22 protein-coding genes and 1 pseudogene are annotated in these 20,885 nt (G+C 65.5%); 11 read left to right on the top strand and 12 right to left on the bottom strand.

What is annotated here, in order from left to right:
• Positions 1-39 precede the first annotated feature (39 nt).
• The gene (locus JHC81_RS00115; RefSeq protein ID WP_292169266.1) at positions 40-885 is read left to right on the top strand and encodes an alpha/beta fold hydrolase; all 846 of its coding nucleotides are present in this window, start codon (positions 40-42) and stop codon (positions 883-885) included.
• 3 nt (positions 886-888) lie between these two features.
• On the opposite strand, the gene JHC81_RS00110 is transcribed toward JHC81_RS00115, so the two are convergent.
• Positions 889-2,133 carry a TRAM domain-containing protein gene (locus tag JHC81_RS00110; protein WP_292169264.1) on the bottom strand — a complete coding sequence of 415 codons (1,245 nt, stop codon included), beginning with the start codon at positions 2,131-2,133 and terminating at the stop codon, positions 889-891.
• A 158-nt stretch (positions 2,134-2,291) separates the two neighbouring features.
• Here JHC81_RS00110 and JHC81_RS00105 point away from each other — a divergent pair, with 158 nt between their 5' ends.
• Positions 2,292-2,960: a glycine zipper 2TM domain-containing protein gene (locus tag JHC81_RS00105; protein WP_292169261.1), complete on the top strand. Its 669-nt coding sequence runs from the start codon at positions 2,292-2,294 to the stop codon at positions 2,958-2,960.
• An 85-nt stretch (positions 2,961-3,045) separates the two neighbouring features.
• Here the strand turns inward: JHC81_RS00105 and rnhA are convergent, their stop codons facing one another.
• The gene (gene rnhA, locus JHC81_RS00100) at positions 3,046-3,486 is read right to left on the bottom strand and encodes a ribonuclease HI (protein WP_292169259.1); all 441 of its coding nucleotides are present in this window, start codon (positions 3,484-3,486) and stop codon (positions 3,046-3,048) included.
• 104 nt (positions 3,487-3,590) lie between these two features.
• Between rnhA and JHC81_RS00095 the strand changes: the two genes are divergently transcribed.
• The 3 genes from JHC81_RS00095 to tatC are packed head-to-tail and all read left to right on the top strand — an operon-like array spanning position 3,591 to position 5,276.
• Positions 3,591-3,812 (top strand): twin-arginine translocase TatA/TatE family subunit, encoded by a 222-nt coding sequence (locus JHC81_RS00095; RefSeq protein WP_292169257.1) that lies wholly within the window; start codon positions 3,591-3,593, stop codon positions 3,810-3,812.
• Positions 3,813-3,837: 25 nt separating this feature from the next.
• Complete coding sequence (gene tatB / locus JHC81_RS00090; RefSeq protein WP_292169256.1) at positions 3,838-4,386, top strand: Sec-independent protein translocase protein TatB; 549 nt, start codon at positions 3,838-3,840, stop codon at positions 4,384-4,386.
• Entirely contained in the window at positions 4,383-5,276 is an 894-nt protein-coding gene (tatC, locus tag JHC81_RS00085; protein ID WP_292169254.1) for a twin-arginine translocase subunit TatC, read from the top strand. Before tatB ends, tatC begins: the two co-directional genes overlap by 4 nt.
• A gap of 3 nt (positions 5,277-5,279) precedes the next feature.
• On the opposite strand, the gene JHC81_RS00080 is transcribed toward tatC, so the two are convergent.
• The 6 genes from JHC81_RS00080 to JHC81_RS00055 all read right to left on the bottom strand — a co-directional run bounded on the left by JHC81_RS00080 (position 5,280) and on the right by JHC81_RS00055 (position 11,562).
• The gene (locus JHC81_RS00080) at positions 5,280-5,996 is read right to left on the bottom strand and encodes a CPBP family intramembrane glutamic endopeptidase (protein ID WP_292169252.1); all 717 of its coding nucleotides are present in this window, start codon (positions 5,994-5,996) and stop codon (positions 5,280-5,282) included.
• Positions 5,997-6,055: 59 nt separating this feature from the next.
• Positions 6,056-7,117, bottom strand: coding sequence for a helix-turn-helix domain-containing protein (locus tag JHC81_RS00075; protein WP_292169250.1), 1,062 nt, complete (start codon positions 7,115-7,117; stop codon positions 6,056-6,058).
• 28 nt (positions 7,118-7,145) lie between these two features.
• Positions 7,146-8,318: a carboxynorspermidine decarboxylase gene (locus JHC81_RS00070; protein WP_292169249.1), complete on the bottom strand. Its 1,173-nt coding sequence runs from the start codon at positions 8,316-8,318 to the stop codon at positions 7,146-7,148.
• Positions 8,319-8,332: 14 nt separating this feature from the next.
• Complete coding sequence (locus tag JHC81_RS00065; protein WP_292169247.1) at positions 8,333-9,538, bottom strand: saccharopine dehydrogenase family protein; 1,206 nt, start codon at positions 9,536-9,538, stop codon at positions 8,333-8,335.
• Between the two features lie 198 nt (positions 9,539-9,736).
• Positions 9,737-11,146 carry a type I glutamate--ammonia ligase gene (glnA, locus tag JHC81_RS00060; protein WP_292169245.1) on the bottom strand — a complete coding sequence of 470 codons (1,410 nt, stop codon included), beginning with the start codon at positions 11,144-11,146 and terminating at the stop codon, positions 9,737-9,739.
• Between the two features lie 77 nt (positions 11,147-11,223).
• On the bottom strand, positions 11,224-11,562 hold the full coding sequence (locus JHC81_RS00055) for a P-II family nitrogen regulator (RefSeq protein ID WP_292169244.1): 339 nt from the start codon (positions 11,560-11,562) through the stop codon (positions 11,224-11,226).
• A 117-nt stretch (positions 11,563-11,679) separates the two neighbouring features.
• On the opposite strand from JHC81_RS00055, the gene JHC81_RS00050 reads away from it, so the two are divergent.
• The 4 genes from JHC81_RS00050 (at position 11,680) to JHC81_RS00035 (ending at position 15,319) form a co-directional block, all read left to right on the top strand.
• The gene (locus tag JHC81_RS00050; RefSeq protein WP_292169242.1) at positions 11,680-12,519 is read left to right on the top strand and encodes an NAD(P)H-hydrate dehydratase; all 840 of its coding nucleotides are present in this window, start codon (positions 11,680-11,682) and stop codon (positions 12,517-12,519) included.
• A gap of 67 nt (positions 12,520-12,586) precedes the next feature.
• Positions 12,587-13,354: a peroxide stress protein YaaA gene (gene yaaA, locus JHC81_RS00045; protein WP_292169241.1), complete on the top strand. Its 768-nt coding sequence runs from the start codon at positions 12,587-12,589 to the stop codon at positions 13,352-13,354.
• 67 nt (positions 13,355-13,421) lie between these two features.
• Entirely contained in the window at positions 13,422-14,267 is an 846-nt protein-coding gene (locus tag JHC81_RS00040) for a 3-hydroxybutyrate dehydrogenase (protein WP_292169239.1), read from the top strand.
• Positions 14,268-14,290: 23 nt separating this feature from the next.
• Positions 14,291-15,319: a patatin-like phospholipase family protein gene (locus tag JHC81_RS00035; protein WP_292169238.1), complete on the top strand. Its 1,029-nt coding sequence runs from the start codon at positions 14,291-14,293 to the stop codon at positions 15,317-15,319.
• Here the strand turns inward: JHC81_RS00035 and JHC81_RS00030 are convergent.
• From JHC81_RS00030 to JHC81_RS00020, 3 genes are read right to left on the bottom strand one after another with little or no spacing between them, the layout of a single operon-like run.
• Entirely contained in the window at positions 15,316-16,236 is a 921-nt protein-coding gene (locus JHC81_RS00030; RefSeq protein WP_292169595.1) for an L-threonylcarbamoyladenylate synthase, read from the bottom strand. The genes JHC81_RS00035 and JHC81_RS00030 overlap by 4 nt on opposite strands.
• On the bottom strand, positions 16,233-16,787 hold the full coding sequence (locus JHC81_RS00025; protein WP_292169237.1) for a YceI family protein: 555 nt from the start codon (positions 16,785-16,787) through the stop codon (positions 16,233-16,235). Before JHC81_RS00025 ends, JHC81_RS00030 begins: the two co-directional genes overlap by 4 nt.
• A complete protein-coding gene (locus JHC81_RS00020) occupies positions 16,784-17,329 on the bottom strand; it encodes a cytochrome b (protein WP_292169235.1) in 546 nt (181 codons plus the stop codon). The genes JHC81_RS00025 and JHC81_RS00020 overlap by 4 nt, the downstream gene beginning before the upstream one ends.
• 122 nt (positions 17,330-17,451) lie before the next feature.
• Here JHC81_RS00020 and JHC81_RS00015 point away from each other — a divergent pair, with 122 nt between their 5' ends.
• Positions 17,452-19,236 carry an acyl-CoA dehydrogenase gene (locus JHC81_RS00015; protein WP_292169233.1) on the top strand — a complete coding sequence of 595 codons (1,785 nt, stop codon included), beginning with the start codon at positions 17,452-17,454 and terminating at the stop codon, positions 19,234-19,236.
• Here JHC81_RS00015 and JHC81_RS00010 read toward each other — a convergent pair.
• Positions 19,185-20,009: a serine protease gene (locus JHC81_RS00010; protein ID WP_292169232.1), complete on the bottom strand. Its 825-nt coding sequence runs from the start codon at positions 20,007-20,009 to the stop codon at positions 19,185-19,187. The two genes, JHC81_RS00015 and JHC81_RS00010, sit on opposite strands and share 52 nt — an antisense overlap.
• Before the next feature lie 86 nt (positions 20,010-20,095).
• Between JHC81_RS00010 and JHC81_RS00005 the strand changes: the two are divergent.
• Positions 20,096-20,885, top strand: a pseudogene (locus JHC81_RS00005) (S9 family peptidase); the annotation flags it as partial.

The following is a 20,885-nucleotide window of genomic DNA, read 5'->3' as shown; positions in this document are numbered from 1 at the left end:
GCGCCGTGTGGCGCTATCGGCGAAATCACGGGGATATCGATGTCGAAGGTCTACCTAAAAGCCATTGCCGCCGTCTTGGTGATCGGCCTGGGCGGCTGTTTCACGGTGGAGGTACCGGAAGGCAATTTCTTCTATCCCGACAGCCGCGTCAGGGCCGAGAAGATCGATCTGCCCAGCGCCCCGCCACCTGCGGGATCGCAGACCCTTAGCCTGAGCTATGACGGTGGCAGAATCGGCACGACACGCGTCCGCGCCACGGCTGTGCCTCGGCCCCTGATCCTTTTCTGCGGCGGCAATCTGTTTCGGCGATCGAGTGGCGGCGGTGCCGTGGCCGAAGAACTCAGTCCTTTCGGGGACGTGCTCATGTTCGACTATCCGGGCTACGGCGAAACGGACGGTACGGCCAATTTCGCCGGCTTCGAGGCTGTCGGTCGTGTCATCGCTCGAGAGGCGCGCGCCCAGGCCGATGCCGAGGGTCGTCCCCTGATCGCCTGGGGTCATTCGCTGGGCGGCATCGTCTGTTCCGCCATCGCCAATGAGGTCGATGCCGACGCCCTGGTTCTCGAGACCACGACCCCCAGCGCCCGCGCCGCCATCGACGAGATGGTCGGCCTCGCCCGCCCGCTGGTCCGCGTGAATATGGCACCGGCCCTGGCGGCCGTGGATGTGCCCGGATCGCTGGCGGGCTATCGGGGCCGCATCGTTGTGCTGGAGGCCGGCAAGGACGACACCCTGCCCCCTGCCCTCAGTCGGCGCCTCGCGCGTGAACTGCGTGCCAAAGGCCATGACGTTCAGACCCTGGTCTTTCCCCAAGCCGGTCACAACGACGTTGGCCAACAGCCGGACTTCGAGGCCCGGGTGGCCGCAGCGCTTACGCCCCGCTAAACGTCAGCGCCGGAATATGCCGACCAGCTCTACATGCGTCGACCACAGGAACTGGTCGATGGGCGTGACGATCTCCAGCCGAAATCCCGCGTCGATCAGCACGCGGGCATCGCGCGCAAAGGTGGCCGGATTGCATGACACCCCGACCACGACGCCGGCCTTCGTCCGCGCGATCTGACCCGTCTGTTCCAGCGCCCCTGCGCGCGGCGGGTCGATGACGATGGCCTCGATGCCCTTCAGATCGAACGGCGACAGCGGGCGGCGGAACAGGTCACGCGCCTCGGCCCGGATAGTCTTCAAACCTTGAGCCGTGCCGATCCCGGCCTTCAGCGCCGCGATGGAGGCGGCGGAAGAATCGGCGGCCATGACGCTGGCGACCTCGGCCAGAGGAAAGGTGAAGGTGCCTGCACCGCAAAACAGGTCCGCGACCGTCTTCGCCCCCTTCACAGCATCCACCGCCCGCTGGACCATCTCCGCCTCGGCTGACGGCGCGGCCTGCAGAAAGCTGCCCGGCGGCAGGGGTACGCTGGCCCGACCGAACGCCACCCGCGGCTGACGTTCCATCATCAACACCTCGCCGTCCAAGCTGAGCCGCGCCAGCCCGGCCCTTGCCGCCGCTGCGATGGCCAAAGCCCTGACATCACCTGTCAGACCGCCGGACTTCTTCTCGACGCCCGTCACGTCGACGTCCAGACCTGTATCGGTCAGCGTCACATGCAGCGTCGGGGCCGACTTCGGATGGCCCAGAAACGGCGCGGCCACGTCTCGCAACGCCGGCAAGGCTGCCGTCAGACGCGGGTCCGACACCGGACAGTCGGTCAGTTCGACCAGCCGCCACGACCGCCTCGCCTTGAAGCCCAGAACGATACGACCGTCCTCGGCACGTCGCGCATGCAGCGCCAGTCGCCGGCGGCTGGCGGGCGGCACCGCCACCGTCGCCCCGACCTCCGTTTCGATCCCTTCGCGCGCCAGGGTCGCGACCACCAGCTCCCGCTTCCACGCCAGATAAGGCGCATCGGCCCAGTGCTGCATGGGCGCGACGCCGCATTCGGCATAGGTCTGCGAATGGATCGGCCGGCGGTCCGCGCTCGGCTGTATCAGTTCGAACCGCTCCATCCGCCCGGCGTGCACAGCCCCCTCGACCACTTCACCCGGCAAGGCTCCAGGCACGAAGACGGGGCCCTCGGTCGTCTCGGCGATCCCGTCACCCTGGTGCCCCACGCGGGCGATGGTCAGCGTCTGCGTCATGGCGCGCTTCTAGCGGCATATCGGGCCGGCGCGAAACATGAACGAAGATGAACGCGACGCTCAATCGCCGTTCAGCTTCGCAGGCCTAGACAGCGATGCAACAGACAGCCGGTCCAGCCGTTGGGCCCGTTATCCGTTAACGATTTCAGGAACACGCCATGTCCGTTCTGTCCGCCAGATCCGCCGTCGCCGCAGCCGCCGCCCTGGCTACCGTGGGGCTCAGCGCCCTGCCCGCCTCGGCCCAGAGCTATTATTCGCAGAACTACGGTACCGGGGCCTACAGCCAGCCCTATGACTACAACAGCCGCTACTATGGCGACGACCGCTACAGTTCCGACTATTGCCGCAACGATCGCGGCCAGCGCCAGGGTGCGGGCACCTTCATCGGTGGTGCCGCCGGGGCTATCGCCGGTTCGCAACTGGCCGCGCGGGGGCGCCGGACGGAAGGCAGCATCCTCGGCGGCGTCGTTGGTGCCGTGATCGGCAATGCCGTCGGTCGCAACTCGGCCGCCAACTGTGAAACCTACCCGTCGACCTACTACGACGATCGCGCCTATTCGGCCCCGGTGTATGACGATCGCTATGCCGACGACCGGTACGACGATCGCTATTCGGACAGCCGCTACGTTCAGGTCTATCCGTCCCAGAACTACGACTACGGCGACGACTACTCCAGCCGCTATTCCTCCAGCTACGGCTACGGCAATACCGACCGCGACAATTGCCGCTTGGCCGAGAGTCGCATCCGCCTTCCCGACGGTCGCTCGGAAACCCGCTATGTGCGGACCTGCCCCGACCAGTCCGGCCGCTATCGCGTCGTCGATTAATTTTCAGCCCCCCTGTCGATCGACGACGTGACGGGAGCCGCCGGTGGAGCAATCCGCCGGCGGCTTCTGACTTTTCCGGGTACCGTCAGCCGCGCATATCCTCGATGCCGCGATTGGCCAGCTGGTCGGCCCGTTCGTTGAGTTCGTGCCCGGCGTGCCCTTTGACCCAGTGCCATTTGACCTCGTGCCGGGCGCGCGCCGCATCAAGGCGTTTCCACAGATCGTCGTTCTTGACCGGCTTCTTCTCGGCGGTTTTCCAGCCCCGGGCCTTCCACGGGCCGATCCATTTGGTGATGCCGTCCATCACATAGCGGCTGTCGGTATGCAGATCGACGCGGCAAGGCCGGGTCAGGGCCTCCAGGGCACTGATGGCCCCCATCAGCTCCATGCGGTTATTGGTGGTCAGAGCCTCGCCGCCCCACAACTCCTTTTCGTGCCCCCCGCCGGTCTGAAGGATCGCGCCCCAGCCGCCGGGCCCAGGATTGCCCTTGCAGGCACCGTCGGTATGGATGATCACGTGACTCATTCGCGCGTCCTAACAGGTTCGCTTGGCGTCGCGCCACTGAAGCGCCTATATGCGGCGTAAGATTAAGAAGGGGCGCATCGTCGCCCGACCGAGGAGAGAGTTCCGTGGGTTCATTCAGCATCTGGCACTGGGCCATCGTCGCCATCGTGGTCCTTCTGCTGTTCGGCGGACGTGGCAAGCTGTCCGCCATGATGGGCGATGCCGCCAAGGGTGTGAAGGCCTTCCGCGATGGTCTGAAAGACACCGATGAGACCAAGTCGTCGGACCAGCAACGCGCGGGTGCCCTGCCCCGCACCGACGCCGAAAAAGAAGACCTGAAGCAATAGCCGCATCCGGCTGAGGAACTGACGGATGGGTGGTCTGGGCCCCGGTATCGGGGGTGCCGAATATCTTGTGATCGCGGTCGTGGCCCTGCTGGTTGTGGGGCCCGAGCGTTTGCCGCTGCTTCTGCGCAAGCTGGGCAAGCTGGTCGCCAAGGCGCGCGGCATGGCCAATGAATTCCGCAACAGCTTTGAGGACATGGCCCGTCAGTCCGAGCTGGACGAGCTGCGCAAGGAGGTCGAGGCCCTGCGCACCGGCGGCACCATGCACGCCCTCGGGGCTGACGCCGACGCGGCCTTCAAGGATATTCGCGCCGATTTGAACAAGCCGCTGGAACCCGCGCCCGAACCCGCCGCGATGCTGGCGGCGCCGGGTGAGTGGCCGGATAGTCCGCCGGTTATGGCGCCCCTGACGACACCAGCGCTTGAAGCGTCGCCACAGCCCGTCTCCGCCAAGCCGCGCGCTCGCAAGACACCGGTCAAGCCCAAGGCAGTGGCCAAGCCGAAGGCGAAAAGGCCTGTCGGCAAGACTACTCAAGCCAAACCCCGCACGCCCCGCGCCAGCAAGGTAGACCTGTGAGCCGGGCCGAGGCCGACGAGGCCGAGATCGAGGCGTCGCGCGCGCCCCTGATGCAGCATCTGATCGAGTTGCGCGGGCGACTGATCGTCTGCGTGGTGGCCTTCATCCTGGCCTTCTTCGTCTGCTTCTTCTTTGCGGCCGACATCCAGATCTGGCTGATCAAGCCGTTTCAGGCGGCCTATGCCCTGCACGCCACAGCCCAGGCCGAGGGCGGTCACGGGTCCAATCCGTTCGAGCTGATCGCCGTCACCCTGGGTCTGCACCCCCTGCCCGCCGGAGCACCGACCGACCTGGTGCTCCAGGCCACCGGGCCTTTGGAACAGCTGTTCACCAAGATGAAGGTGGCCGGGTTCGGAGCCGTGGTGCTGGCCTTCCCAGTCCTCGCCTGGCAGCTCTACAAATTCGTGGCCCCGGGCCTGTACCGCAATGAAAAGGGGGCCTTCCTGCCCTTCCTGTTCATCGCGCCGGTTCTGTTCGTGATTGGCGGGGCGCTGGTCTATTTCGTCATGCTGCCCTTCGTCATGTGGTTCTCGCTGAGCCAGCAGATCGTGACAGAGGGCATCACGGTCGAGCTGAACACCAAGATTTCCGAATACCTCAGCCTGGTGACCTCGCTGATGCTGGCCTTCGGCCTGTGCTTCCAGTTGCCGGTCGTGACGACCCTGCTGGGCATGGCCGGCATTATCAGTTCCAAAATGATGAGCGAGGGCCGCCGCTATGCCATCGTCGCCGTCGTCGTGGTCGCCGCCGTCGTCACCCCGCCCGACCCCATCAGCCAGCTGATGCTGGCGACGCCTCTGGTGCTGCTCTACGAAATCTCGATCTGGTGCGTTCGCCTGATCGAGATGCGGCGTAAGAAGGCGGATGAGGCCGAGGGGCTGACGGTCTGATCCTCAAAAGATCAGGGTGATGGCGTTGCCGAAGTTGTGCAGCACGACTGGCAAAAGCACGCTGCGGGTTTTCAGGACCAGCCAGACGCCGATCAGGGACGGAACGCCCGTCAGGGCCATGGTCAGCGGATCGAAGCTGAACTGCCCGTCCGAATAGCCGAAGGCATGGGCCAGGCCGAACAGGATGCAGGACAGGACCGCGCCCCATCCCCACTCCACGCCCAGAAACGACTTTCGGGCCAGAAACGCACGATCCAGCGCGAACAGCAGGATCCCGCGATAGTAGGGCTCTTCCTCGAAGCCCGGCATGGTCAGCTGGAAGGCGATGGTTTCAGCCGAAGCCGGCGCGGACGGAAAGGCCCAGGCCAGACCGACGAAGAAGCCCATGTAGATCAGCATGACGGGAAGACTGGCTTTCAGACTGCCCGCCGCCTGATGCCATGTCAGTCCCGAACGCTTCCAACCGAACGCCGGCAAGGCGGCAATGGCCAGTGTGGCAATAAGGGCCAGAATCTTGCCCTGCCAGTTCCAGTCGCTGCCCCGGAACACATTCGGTAGCAGGCCGTAGACATTCGTCAGCATCGCATCGTTGACGAGAACCAGCAGCGCCGCGACCAGCAGCCAGCGCCCGTCGAACTGACTAGGACGCAGGAGAGCAAGACCCCCACCCATCACCAGAAGAATGGCAATGACGCCCGATATACCGATGATGCCGTCCACGCGATGATCTCCGTTGCTGTGACGAAGACCGGATACGGGGACGGGGCGTATCGCGCTTCTCAGAAGACGGCGGAACGTGTCTCAGAAGTCGACATGCTGGCCTTTCGCCAGGCCCCGGGCGACTGGCCTTCGGCGTCCTGGAACACGCGGTTGAACGACGCCAGGGAGGCAAAGCCGCTGTCCATGGCGATGGCGATCAGCTTGTCCTGTCTATGGGCCGGATCGGCCAGTCGCCGACGTGCCTCGATCAGGCGGTGGGTGTTCAGAAAGCTGCGGAAATGATCGTGGCCAAGCCGGTGATTGATCAGGCGACGCACCGCACGATCCGAGCCTCCCATCAGGGCGACGAAACGATTGAAGGTCAGAGTGGGGTCGAGATGAACCCGTTCCTTCTCGATGAGAACACGCAGTCGTTCGGTCAGTCGAACGTCTTCCGGCGACAGCGATGGAATGGAGAGCGGCAAAGATGAGACAGCCGGGTCAGACCTGACCGCACCTGTCTGAGCAATGAAAATCAGCCACCCCGTAAACAGCAGGAAGGCAGCATTCTGCAGAAGGCTGAACGTCTGGGGCTGCCAGTCAAATCCCATGACCGTGTCGATGATCAGATCGGCCAGGAGCTGTCCGCCCAGCAACAGCACCACAGCGATGCGCGCCTTGCGCCGTGTGTCGATCAGGTCGCCACGCCGGTCCCGGATAAGCCTCCACGCCAGATAAAGCATCATGACGAAGCCCAGTCCGACCAGCAGCCGCGACAAGCCCCAATCGAGCGGAGCTGGTCCGAACAGGCCGCGATCCGCGCTGGCAATGACGATCCAGGCCAGACCGACAGCGAGCACCAGACCCCGTGGCCTGAAATTGCGATCGAACACTGCCAGACAAAACCACCATAGGAAAACCGCGGCATAACCGGTCAGCACATAGCCCAGATGGCCCGCCACGCCTGACAGTCGCAGCGCAGGATCGGGCGTATTGCCTGCCAGAAAGCCGGTCAGGCAGAGGGCCAGTGGCAGGAAGGTCACCGCCAACCGACGATCACCGTGCGCAGTGATCGGGACAGCAGTCAGCAGCAGGGTCGCGCCTGCGACACGCACGATGACGTCGAGTTCCTGAGGGCTCATGGCCTCAGCCTCGCCCAATCGACGACGATCAGGACAGCCGGTCGCGGAACGTGGTCCAGTCGAAGGTCTTCACGATCCGCAAAACATCGGTGTCGCTGTTCCACAGGGCGATGGCCGGCAGGGGAACGCCGTTAAAGGTCGTCGTCTTCACCATCGAATAGTGGGCCTGATCCAGGAAGGCGATGCGCGTACCCGGCACGGGGCGTTCGGAGAAGACGTAGTCGCCGATGGTGTCGCCCGCCAGGCAGGATGGCCCGCCCAGGCGGACGGTGACACCCGTTTCCGGTTCATGCAGCATGGCGGGGCGGTACGGAGCCTCGATCACGTCCGGCATATGGCATGTCGCCGACAGGTCGGTGATGGCGATGGGCATGCCGTTGTCGAACGTGTCCAGCACCTCTCCGATCAAGATGCCCGCATCCAGGGCCACGGCCTCGCCGGGCTCCAGATAGACCTGCACGCCGTGCCGCCGGGCGATGTCGCGCAGGAAGTCGATCAGCTGGTCCGTCTGGTAATCAGCGCGTGTGACGTGGTGACCACCGCCAAGGTTCAACCACTTCACCCCACCCATCAGCGGGGCCAGCTTCGGCTCCACCGCGGCCCATATGCGGGCCAGGGGCTCGAAATCCTGCTCGCACAGGGCATGGATATGCAGGCCGTCGACGCCCTGCATATGCTCGGGCTTGAGCTGCGACACCGGAAAGCCCAGGCGCGAACAGGGCTGGGCCGGGTCATACTTGGCCACCTCCCCTTCCGAATGTTCGGGGTTCAGGCGCAGGCCGATCTCGAATACCTCGCCCTCGGCGCGGGCGGCCGCGATCAGTCCGGCGAAGCGCGCGATCTGCTGCGGATTGTTGAAGATGACGTGGTCCGACAACCGCAGGATCTCGGGCAGATCCTGCGCCGTGTAGGCCGGCGAATAGGTGGTCAGTTCACCCTTGTAGAACTGACGCGCCAGCCGCGCCTCCCAAAGACCGGAGGCGCAGACGCCGTCGAGGTACTCGCCCACGACATCGGCCAGCGACCACATGGAAAAGGCCTTGAGCGCCAGCAGGACGCGAGCGTCGGCCCGGTCGCGCACATCCTTCAGCACCGCCAGATTGCGCCGCACCGCCATCTCGTCGACCACGAAGGCCGGTGAGGCGACGCGGTTCAGGTCAAAACGGGCGAAGGCTCCCGGATCACCGGCTCGTGTTTCCATGCGTCAGGCCGCCATCAGAACGGCAGAGGAGCGTCCAGCTCCTCGACCGTCCAGGGCAGGCCATGCTTGTTCAGCATGTCCATGAAGGGATCGGGGTCCAGTTGCTCGATGTTGAACACGCCTTCGCCCCTCCATTGCCCGGTCAGCATCAGGGCCGCGCCGATCATGGCCGGGACGCCGGTCGTATAGCTGACGGCCTGGTTGCCGGTTTCGGCATAGGCTTCCTGGTGATCGCAGATGTTCTTCACATAGAAGGTCTTCTGCACGCCGTCCTTTTCGCCCGTGGCGATGGTGCCGATGTTGGTCTTGCCCTTGGTGATGGGCCCCAGCGACGACGGCTCGGGCAGCAGGGCCTTCAAGAATTCGATCGGGATGATCTCGCGGCCCTGGAACTGCATCGGCTCGATCGAGGTCATGCCGATGTTTTCCAGCACCTCGAGGTGTTTCAGATAGCTGTCGCCGAAGGTCATCCAGAAGCGGATGCGTGTGATCTCCGGATAGAATTTCGCCAGCGATTCCAGTTCCTCATGATACATGAGGTACATGTTCTTCGGCCCCACACCCTCGAAGTCGAAGGTCTGTTTGTGGCTGAGGGCCGGGCCCTCGACCCACTGGCCGTTTTCCCAGTGACGCGAGTTGGCGGTCACTTCGCGCAGGTTGATCTCGGGATTGAAATTGGTCGCGAACGGCAGGCCGGTGTCGCCGCCGTTGCAGTCCAGGATGTCGAGCGTGTCGATCCGGTCCAGCAGATGCTTCTTGGTATAGGTGGCGAACACCGAGGTCACGCCGGGATCGAACCCACTGCCCAGCAGGGCCATCAGACCGGCCTCCTTGAAGCGATCCTGATAGGCCCACTGCCACTTGTATTCGAACTTGGCCTCGTCACGGGGTTCGTAGTTGGCGGTGTCGAGGTAGTGCACGCCGGCGGCCAGGCAGGCGTCCATGATGGCCAGGTCTTGGTACGGCAGGGCCAGGTTGACGACCAGCGCCGGCTCAACCTGCTTGATCAGGGCCGTGGTCGCCGCGACGTCATCGGCATCGAGCGCGGCGGTATCGATATCGACGCCAAAGCGCGCCTTCACGGATTCGGCAATGGCGTCGCATTTGGACTTGGTCCGGCTGGCCAGGGTGATGTGCGAGAAGATGTCGGTATTCATCGCCATCTTGTGGACCGCGACGGAACTGACGCCGCCCGCACCGATAACCAGCACCTTGCTCATTCAAGCACTCCTTAGGCTCAACAGATCGTAGGCCGGACCGGGGTCCGACGATTGGGGGCGGCTCTTATCACGCGGTGCCCCGCTTCGCTAACCCGATGCCCCAGGAATGTGACGGCATGACCCGCGACAGGTCGTCCGGATGCGAAAAACCCCGGACGGCGGACCGTCCGGGGCTCTTTGGTCGGGCTGATCGGGAGATCAGCAGCTGTAGTACATGTCGAACTCGACGGGGTGCGGATGCAGTTGCAGGCGCATCACCTCTTCCATCTTCAGATCGATATAGCTGTCGATGAAGTCGTCATCCATGACGCCGCCCTTCTTGAGGAAGGCGCGGTCCTTGTCGAGGCTTTCGAGGGCTTCACGCAGCGAGCCGCAAACCTCGGGGATGTTGCCGCGCTCTTCGGGCGGCAGGTCGTACAGGTTCTTGTCGGCTGGTGCGCCCGGATCGATGCGGTTCTCGATCCCGTCCAGGCCCGCCATCAGCAGGGCGACGAAGGTCAGATAGGGGTTGCCCATCGGGTCGGGAAAGCGGGCTTCGATACGCTTGGCCTTGGGCGAATTGACCCACGGAATACGGATCGAGGCCGAACGGTTGCGGGCCGAATAGGCCAGCTTCACCGGGGCTTCATAGCCGGGGACCAGTCGCTTGTAGGAGTTGGTCGTCGAGTTGGCGAAAGCGTTGATGGCCTTGGCGTGCTTGATGATGCCGCCGATGTACCACAGACACATGTCCGACAGGCCGGCATACTTGTCGCCCGCGAACAGCGGCTTGCCGTCCTTCCAGATCGACTGGTGCACATGCATGCCGCTGCCGTTGTCGCCAAAGGTCGGCTTGGCCATGAAGGTGGCCGACTTGCCATAGGCGGCGGCGACATTGTGGATCACGTATTTATAGAGCTGCAGCCGGTCGGCCATGGTCAGCAGATCGCTGAACTTCAGACCCAGCTCGTGCTGGGCCGGCGCCACCTCGTGGTGATGCTTCTCGGGCTGCATGCCCAGGTCGCGCATGACGCCCAGCATCTCTCCGCGCAGGTCCTGGGCGCTGTCGGTCGGGTTGACCGGGAAGTAGCCGCCCTTGGGCCCCGGGCGATGGCCCATGTTCCCTTCCGAATACTCCGCCCCCGTATTGGCCGGCAATTCGATGGAGTCATAGGTGTAGCCGGTGTCGTGCGGCTGGGTGCTCCAGCGCACGTCGTCGAAGATGAAGAACTCGGCTTCCGGTCCGAAGAAGACGGTGTCGCCGACGCCCGCCGACTGGACATAGGCCAGGGCCTTCTTGGCCATCGAACGGCTGTCGCGGTTATAGGGCTCGCCCGTGTCGGGGTTCAGCACGTCGCAGAACAGGAATAGGGTCTTCTGCTGATAGAAGGGGTCGATCCAGGACGAAGACAGGTCGGGCTTGAGCAACATGTCGCTCTCGTTGATCGCCTTCCAGCCCGCGATGGACGAGCCGTCGAACATGGTCCCCTCTTCCAGGAAGTCTTCGTCGACCAGGTCGATGTCGAAGGTGACGTGCTGCATGCGCCCCTTGGTGTCGGTGAAACGGAGGTCGACGTATTGGACGTCACCCTCCTTGATCTCCTTGAGGATCTTGGCTGCGGCGCTCATTTTAAAGGTCCTTGGGTCTTGTCGGAGAGGAGAAAGACGACCCCGCCCGAAAGCGTGGCCAGGTGGATTTAGAACGGTCAGACGGCCTGTGCGCCCGTCTCTCCGGTGCGGATACGGATGACGTCCAGCACGTCCGATACGAAGATCTTGCCGTCGCCGATCTTGCCCGTGCGGGCCGCCGTCTGGATGGCCTCGACGACCGAAGACACCATATCGTCGGGAACCACCACCTCGATCTTGATCTTGGGCAGGAAGTCGATGACGTATTCGGCCCCGCGATACAGTTCCGAATGGCCCTTCTGGCGACCATATCCCTTGGCCTCCAGAACGGTCATGCCCTGCACGCCAGCGTCCTGGAGCGCTTCCTTCACCTCGTCCAGCTTGAACGGCTTGATGACGGCTTCGATCTTCTTCATGGGCGACCCCGCGCGGGCTTGGAATGGCTATCCGCTCGGGAGCTAAAGGGACATTGCATTGCACAATTACGCAAGGGTATTTTCGCATCTGTCGTCATCCGTGAACGGAGAACAGGCATGAGCGGCCAACCTCTCCTGCCCGACTGGCGCGCAACCCTGCCCTGGCCGGGACCAGAGACGCACAAGCACCAGCGTGGCAGACTGGGCGTCGTGTCGGGGCGCGCCCATCAGACCGGGGCCGCCAGACTGGCGTCGCGGGCCGGTCTGCGGATCGGCGCCGGCGTTGTCCGTATCCTGTGCCCGCCCGACGCCGTCGCCGTGATCGCTCCGGCCATCGAGGCCGTCATGCTGACGCCTTTCGGATCGGTCGAGGCCTTGATCGAGGCGACCGAGGGCATGGATGCGGTGGTAATCGGACCGGCGGCCGGCATCACCGATGCGACAAGGGCCAATGTACGGGCGCTGGCCGCGACGGGTGCGGCCCTGGTCGTCGATGCGGACGCCCTGACCGTCTTCGACGGCTGGCCCCAGGATCTGTTCGACGTTCTGGACCGCGACGACGTGCTGACCCCGCATGAGGGCGAGTTTAAGCGACTGTTTCCCGGCCTGCTGGACAAGGGCCGTGAGGCGGCGGCGCGAGAGGCGGCGAAACAGGTCGGCTGCACCGTTCTGTTGAAGGGGCCACAGACGCTGATCGCGGCCCCCGACGGACGCCTGGCGGTCAACGACAACGGCACGCCCTGGCTGGCCACGGCGGGATCGGGCGATGTGCTGGCCGGGATCATCGGCGGCCTGATGGCCCAGCGGATGGACAGTTTCGACGCCGCCCGCGCCGCCGCTTGGATGCATGCCGAGGCGGCGCGCGGGTTCGGGCCGGGCCTGATCGCCGAGGACCTTCCGGAGCGACTGCCCGCCGTGCTGGCGGCGCTGTACGATCAACGTCCCGAAGGCCTGTGACCGCGCGCCCGGTTCAATTCGTCATCAAAGCCGACTATCTGCACGCCTTCGCTTTTGGAGTGCCGCCTTGCTGATCGTCCTGTCCCCGGCCAAGCGGCTGGATTTCACCGAAGTCGCCGATGCGCCCGCCACGGCGCGGCGCTTCAGGGAAGATACGGCATCTCTGGCCGTCACGACCAAGCGGCTGACCCGGCCGGACCTGCGGCGGCTTATGTCCATCTCCGACAAGCTGGCCGATCTGAACCGCGAGCGGTTCCAGGCTTTCGATCCCGAATCGGACGAAGGCGTCCAGGCGGCCTTTGCCTTTGCAGGTGATGTCTATGAGGGACTCAGCGCGCGCGACCTGGACACGAAGGCTCTGAACTGGGCCCAGGATCACCTGCGCATTCTGTCAGGTTTCTACGGTCTTCTGCGCCCGCTGGACCGGATCCAGCCCTACCGGCTCGAGATGGGAACCCGTCTGAAGACCCGGCGCGGGTCCAGCCTCTATGACTTCTGGGGCGACCGGATCTCTAAACAGCTCAACGCCGACGCCGAGGGTCAGGCCGATCCGACCCTGATCAATCTGGCCAGCCAGGAATATTTCGGAGCGGTCGACGCCAAGGCGCTGAAACTGCCGGTCGTGACCCCGCACTTCAAGGAACAGAAGGATGGCGAGGCCCGCATCATCTCCTTCTTCGCCAAGAAGGCCCGCGGCTCCATGGCCCGCTTCGCCATCGATGAGCGTATCGACAAGGCCGAGGATCTCAAGGCCTTCGACCGCGACGGCTACCGCTTCGACAAGTCGGCTTCGACCGAGGTCGACTGGATATTCACCAGATCGGGAAATTCGTGATTCCTTGTGTCGCCTTCGCAAGCGCGAACGGCTAGGCTGACTGCGGATTCCAGTTTGCGAGATGACCATGGTTCAGCAGCCCGCGCGTAACGACAACGCCACCTCCGACCAGCGCCTGCGTGACATCGGCGACCTGAGCGGCCAGGTCGCCGTCATATCGGGCTCGACCTCAGGCATCGGCTTGGCCATCGCCAAGGCGGTGGCCAAGCGCGGCGGCAATGTCGTCTTGAACGGGCTGGGCGACGCGGATCAGATCGAGCGGACACGGGCGGGTCTGGAGGCCGAGACCGGCGCGCGCGTCCTCTACCACCCTGCCGACATGACCCATGGCGATCAGGTTGCCGACATGGTCGCCTTCGCCAAGGCCCAGTTGGGCCGCGTCGACATCCTGGTCAATAACGCCGGCATCCAGCATGTGGAGGCGGTCGAGGCCTTTCCCACCGACAAGTGGGAGCAGATCATCGCCATCAACCTGTCCTCGGCCTTCTATGCGACACGCGCCGCCATTCCGATCATGAAGGCTCAAGGGCGCGGCCGGATCGTCAACATCGCCAGTGCCCACGGTCTGGTCGCCAGCCCGTTCAAGTCGGCCTATGTCGCGGCCAAGCACGGCGTCATCGGCTTCACCAAGACCGTGGCTCTGGAGCTGGCCCAGGACAACATCACCTGCAACGCCATCTGCCCTGGCTTCGTCCACACACCCATCGTGGACAAGCAGATCGACGACCAGGCCCGCACCCGCAACATGTCCAGGGAGGACGTGCTGAAAAACGTTATCCTGGGCTCCCAGCCGACCAAGCAGTTCGTCACCACCGATCAACTGGTGGGCATGTTCCTGTATCTGGTCAGCGACTTGGGGGCCTCGGCCAACGGAGCCAGCTTCTCCATCGACGGCGGCTGGACCGCGCAGTAGCCGCAGAGGAAGGGGCCGAGACGATGCCGAAGACGTCCGCCCCGAAACGCCGTCCCGTCAGCCTGGCCCTGCAAGGGGGCGGCTCGCACGGTGCCTTCCAGTGGGGCGTTCTGGACCGCCTGCTGGAAGACGACCGGCTGGACATCCGCGCCGTCACCGCCGCTTCGGCCGGTGCGATGAATGCGGCCGCCCTGATCACCGGACTGGCGAAAGACGGGGCCGAGGGTGCGCGGGCGCAGCTGGATCTGCTGTGGCGTGAGGTGAACCAAGCGGGCGGCCGCAATGTCTTCGGGGCCTCGGCGGGAGCTGCCCCATCGTGGCTCAAGGACAGCGCGGCCTGGCGGGCGGGCGAAACCCTGGCCCTGTCCCTCAGTCCCTATCAGTTCAATCCGTTCAACCTGAACCCGCTGAAGCGGGTGATCGCAAACGCCGTGGACTTCGAAGCGGTGCGTAGTTCCGACATCGCTCTGTTCGTCTCGACCACGGCGGTCCGTCAGGGACGGGCCCGGGTGTTCAAGACGCCGGAGATGACGGCGGATGTCCTGCTGGCCTCCGGCTGCCTGCCGCATCTGTTTCAGGCGGTGGAGATCGAGGGAGAGCCCTATTGGGACGGCGGCTATCTGGCCAATCCGGCGCTATGGCCGTTGTTCTATGCGGACACGCCCGACGACATCCTGATGCTGCCGCTCAACCCCTTCGCTCGAGATCAGGTGCCGCGCGCCGCCGACGAGATCGCCGACCGCCTGAATGAGATCGTCTTCAACGCCCCGCTGGTCGCCGAACTGCGCGCCGTCGCCTTCGTCCAGGAGCTGATTGAGGCAGGCACGCTGAAACAGGTCGGCAAGGACCGCTACCGACGGCTGCTGATGCACGCGGTGGAGCCGGGCCTGTGGCTCGGTGGCCTGCCCCTGTCCAGCAAGTTCGACACGGAGTGGAGCTTTCTCAATGACCTGAAAGCGCGCGGGCGCGAGGCAGGAGAGCAGTGGCTTGATACGTGTTTCGACGCGGTGGGCGAGCGTTCCAGCGTGGATGTGCGCGAGCGGTTTCTCTAGCCGACGAACCCTGCCGCCCGCCTGAGCCGATCGTTGATCGCCTCGCCAAGTCCCTCGTTCGGAATAGGCGACACCGCGATCCCCGCAGGCCTATCGCGATCGGCCTCGCGCAGCAGGCGGAACAGGCTGGCCGCCGCCTCACGCATGTCGCCGGAGGGGCTCAGGCTCCAGCGGGGATCGCCCACGCCGGGACCGAAACCGAGCAGGATTTCGCCGTGTCGACGCTCGGTCGCCTCGATCCGGACGGGGGCGTCGGGGGCATAGTGCAGGGTCAGGCGGCCGGGCGACCTGTGCCCCTCCCCTGCCGTGTCCAGCGGGCCGATCAGGGCCTCGATCTCCTGACGCGTCACCGCTCCGGGGCGCAGTAGGGCGACGCGGCCGTCAAGCACCGACACCACCGTGCTTTCCACCCCGACGGCACACGGCCCGCCGTCGATGGCGGCGGCGGCAGACGCCCCCGTCTCTTCCACCGCATCGGCAAAGGTGGTCGGGCTGGGCCGACCGGAACGATTGGCCGAGGGCGCGACGACCGCCCCTCCGAAGGCCGAGATGACGGCACGGGCGCGAGCATGGCCGGGAACACGGACGGCGATGCTGTCCAGCCCGGCGCGGGCCAGATCGCAGACTGCGCGGGTGTCCCTGACGGGAGCCACCAGGGTCAGAGGTCCGGGCCAAAAGGCCTCGGCCAGGCGACGGGCGCGGTCGTCGAACACAGCCAGGCTCTCGGCCTGCACCGCGTCAGCGACATGGGCGATCAGGGGGTTGAAGCGCGGGCGGCCCTTGGCCTCGAAGATCGAGGCGACGGCGGCCGCGTTGGAGGCGTCGGCAGCGAGGCCATAGACGGTCTCTGTCGGCAGGATAACCAGTCGACCCGCGCGCAAGGCGTCAGCCGCTTGCGCGTCCGAGGCCGACGTCAGGCGGGACGCGCCTGAAGCTGCACCCGCACGGTCACCCGCCTGTCCACCAGCCTGTTCCACGGCCCCGTCGTCCCTATGCCGAACTGCGTGCGGTCCACCACGAACGCGCCGGTCAGATGCGCCCGACCGTCGGTCAGACGCAAGTCCACCGGAAAGGCCAGCGGTCGCGTCACGCCCTTGATCGTCACATCGGCCCGCGCCGTATAGCGATCCCCGCCCAGCGGCTCCAGCGACTTCAGGGCGAACCGGATGGTGGGATAGCGCGCCGCATCCAGAAAGCCCGCCCCCTTGGCCCGCGCGGTGACGGCGGACGGCTGCATGCGCAAGGACGCGGTCTGAACGGTCACATCGGCACGACTGGCCGTGGCATTCTCCGGATCGAAGACGATGTTTCCGGACCATTGCTCGAACCGGCCCGAATGGGTCCCGCCAAAAGCCCGCACGGACATCTCGATGCGCGAGGCGTCGCGCTCGACGGTCCAGTCGCCTCCCTCCTGCGCGCCCGCAGTTAGGCCCAGCAGAGCCAGTGCGAGGAGCAGTCGCCGGATCATGGACGGCGCGGAATCAGCGGGATCATCCGGTGCAGGACGTTGTCCCTGTCGATGAAGTGATGCTTCAGAGCGCCCAGCACATGCAGGGCGATCAGGACATACAGGCCCTTCACCACCAGGCCGTGGATGTCCATCAGCAGGCCCGCCGTCTCGCGTCCGCCGCCGATAGGCAACAGGGGCCAGTTGAACAGGCCGAACCAGGCGATGTCGCGCCCCATGGCCGAGGACGCCGCCCATCCCGTCAGCGGGATGACGATCAGCACGACATAGAACAGAACATGCGTCACCCGGGCCACCAGCCTCTGCCAGACCGGCAGGCGCGACGGCAGGGCGATGGCGGGATTGGCCACCCGCCAGGCGATCCGGCCCAGGGTCAGCACCAGTATGCCCAGCCCTACCGACTTGTGCAGGCTTATGAAGGTCCGCGTACCCTCCGACGCCTCATGCGCCGTGATCAGCAGGACCTGGGTCAGGACCAGGGCCGCGATCAGCCAGTGCAGGATCAGCGAGACGGTCGAGTAGCGGTTGCGAGGTTCGGCCACGGGAACTCCTGATCGTGCGCCGCCACCTTGGCCCAGGTCGCGCCTGTGGCCAAGCGCCCGCTTGCAAGATAGGGAGCGATCACGGCAAAAGTGGGTATCGATCTGCAACCGAGTGCCCGCCCATGACCTATCGCGCCCCGATCCGCGACCTGATGTTCACCCTGACCGAGGTCGCCGGCATCGACGATGTCGCCGCCACCGGGGCGTTTCCCGACTATGACGCCGAGCTGATGGGCGCTGTGCTGGAGGCGGCAGGCCAGTTCTCTGAGGGCGTGCTTGCCCCCCTGAACAAGATCGGGGACCAGAAGGGCTCGCTCTATGCCAACGGCACGGTGACGGCCGCGCCCGGTTTCGCCGATGCCTATCGCCAGTTCGCGGAGGGCGGCTGGACCGGCCTGACCGCGTCGGTCGAAGCGGGCGGACAGGCCCTCCCCAAGGCGCTGGAACTGGCGGCCTACGAGACCGTGCACAGCGCCAACATGGCCTTCGGCCTGTGCCCCATGCTGTCGCTGGCCGCGATCGAGGCGCTGGAGGCCCACGGTACGGAGGAGCAGAAGCGCGTCTATCTGCCCAAGCTGGTCAGCGGCGAATGGACCGGGGCCATGGTCCTGACCGAGCCGGGGGCCGGGTCGGACCTGGGATCGCTGACGGCCACGGCGACGCCGAACGGCGACGGCACCTATGCCCTGAACGGCCAGAAGATCTTCATCACCTGGGGCGACCACGACGCCACCGACAACATCGTCCACATGGTGCTGGCCCGCCTGCCCGATGCGCCGGCCGGTCCCAAGGGGATCAGCCTGTTCCTGGCCTCCAAATTCCATGTGAAGGAGGACGGCACCCTGGGCGCCCGCAACGCCTTCCGGCCCGTCGGTGTCGAGCACAAGCTGGGCATCCACGCCTCGCCCACCTGCGTCATGAGCTATGAGGGCGCGACCGCGACCCTGGTCGGCGAGCCCAATCAGGGCTTGTCGCATATGTTCGTCATGATGAACGCCGCGCGCCTGGCCGTCGGCGTCGAGGGCGTCGGCATCGCCGAAATGGCCTATCAGCATGCCTTGGCCTATGCGCTGGACCGCAAGCAGGGCCGATCCGTCTGGACCGGTCAGTCCAATGCCCCGATCATCGATCACCCGGACGTGCGCCGCACCCTGTCGGTGATGAAGGCCAGGATCGCCGCCGCCCGCGCCATCTGCCTGGCCACCGGGGTCGCAGCCGATCTGGCGAAACATGCCGCGACCGAAGAGGATCGCCGTCGCTGGAAGGGCCGCGAGGACCTGTTCACCCCCATCGCCAAGGCCTGGTCAACCGACATCGGCTGCGAGGTCGCCTCGCAGGGCGTACAGATTCACGGCGGCATGGGCTTCATCGAGGAGACCGGCGCGGCCCAATACTACCGCGACGCCCGCATCGCACCGATTTATGAAGGCACCAATGGCATCCAGGCCATGGATCTGGTGGGCCGCAAACTCTCGATGGACGGCGGCCAGGCGGCCAAGGACCTGATCGCCGAGTTCAAGGCCACCCTGCCCGCCCTCGGCCGTCTGTATTCCGGCAAGCCCGTCGAGCGGTTCGCCAATGCTATCGAGGCGGTACAGGACGCCACCCTCTGGATTCTGGACCGCAAGGCGGCCACGGATGGGGCTCCCGACGTTCTGGCTGCCGCTGACGGCTATCTGAAGCTGCTGGGCGACGTCACCGGCGGCTGGATGCTGGCGAAGGGGGCCATCGCTGCCAAGGCGCATCTGGACGCAGGCGGTGGGGACGCGGCCTGGCTGGAAGGCAAGATCGCTCTGTACGAAGTCTATGCCGCCAACGTACTGGGCCACGCCTCCAGCCGCCTGGCCACCATCGGTCAGGGCGGCGCGCTGCTGGAGCGGATGTCGGCCGAGGTGCTGGCGGGCTGATCCAGCAGGGCCACGGCCTCGCGGATATAGGTGGCGTGCAGAACAAAGCCGATGCCGGTGCTCTCGCCCCGCACCCGCATCTCCTGCGCCAGAATGCCCGCGATATAGGGATGATCAGGCACGGCAGCGGCTGACGTCCGCCGCGCTGACGGCACCCAGAACACTGGCCCGCCCGAGTTGCCGGGAAAGACCGCGAAGTCCAGCAGGAAGCTGGGAAAGGCGTCGATCGGCGTCAGCGGCCAGGACGCGATCCGCCCGGTTTTCAGAATGGCGAACCCCGCCGTATTCGCCGAATAGCCGTGCGGATAGCCCAAGGTCAGCATCTCGTCCCCCGGCCCGACCTGCCAGCGTTCGAAAGCGTCCCGGTCAGCCAGCCAGTCCAGCGGAATGGCCCCGCGAGCGAAGGCGGGCGGCGCCGAAACCTCCATCACGGCGATGTCGCGCTCGGGATGCCGCGTCCAGACCGCCTGCCCTTCCTCCGTGCGGATACGCACCGGCTCGGGCGCAAACCGCCAGCGCCCCTCAGGCATTTGCACCCGCCAACCGATACGGGCCTCGGGCTTGGCCATCCCGTCCAGCACATGGGCGGCGGTGACCAGTACGGTGCGCGGCTGGCCGTCCGGACGCGGCGCGTCAATCAGAAAGCCCGTACCCACCCGTCGCGTCCCGTCATCGTTCGGCTGGTCGATCTGGACCGTCGCATTGATCAACCCGACGGTCAGGTCCCACGTGGGGGCAGCGACATCCTGAGGGGGCGGCAGCAGGTCGAACATGGCTCAATCCCCTCATGGGCGTTTGTTCATTTGACGGCGCGGCGACACCGCGCACAAGGTGCGGCCCTCACCGACAGGGGCCGATCATGAACCGCCGCGACCTTCTCGCCACCTCCGCCGCCGCCCTGGCCGCGACCGCCCTTCCTGCCAACGCCCTCGCCCGCCCGTCTGGAGTCCCGATGCCGCAAGCCCGCCCCGTCCCGCCTGTCGCCAAGAAGATCCCGGTCACCATCGAACAACTGGGCCGCACCCGGACCGACGACTATCAGTGGATGAAGGACGACAACTGGCAGACGGTGCTGCGCGACCCGACACTGATCAAGGCCGACGTCAAGGAACACCTGACCGCCGAGAACGCCTATCGCGAGGCCATGCTGGCCTCCACCCTGCCCCTGCAGGCCACGATGTTCGAGGAGATGAAGGGCCGGATCAAGCAGGACGACAGCTCCGTTCCCGCCGCCGACGGGCCATGGGAATACTATGTCGAGTACAAGACCGGCGATCAGCATCCCCGCTATATGCGGGTCCAGCGCCAGGGCACCTTCATGGTCGATGGCCAGCCGGTGACCAAGAATTTCGTCGTCGCTCCAACGCCGCAACTGCTGCTGGACGCCAATGAACTGGCGAAGGGCAAGGCCTATTCGGAGGTGTCCGCCGCCGACCACAGCCCCGACCACAGCCTGTTCGCCTATGCCGAGGACGCGCAAGGGTCCGAGGTGCATCAGATCTATGTGAAGGACCTGGCCACCGGTGAGGTCCTGCCCGATCCGATCGGCTCGGCGGGCGGCAACTTCGCCTTCTCGCCCGACAGCCAGTGGATATTCTGGACCAACCGCGACGACAACGGCCGCCCGGACAAGATCTTCCGCCGCCCCG

It is taken from the genome of Brevundimonas sp. (genome assembly GCF_016463295.1).
Classification (GTDB): Bacteria; Pseudomonadota; Alphaproteobacteria; order Caulobacterales; family Caulobacteraceae; genus Brevundimonas.
The sequence above is the reverse complement of the archived record's forward strand: the minus strand, read 5'-3'. Positions and strand labels throughout refer to the sequence as shown.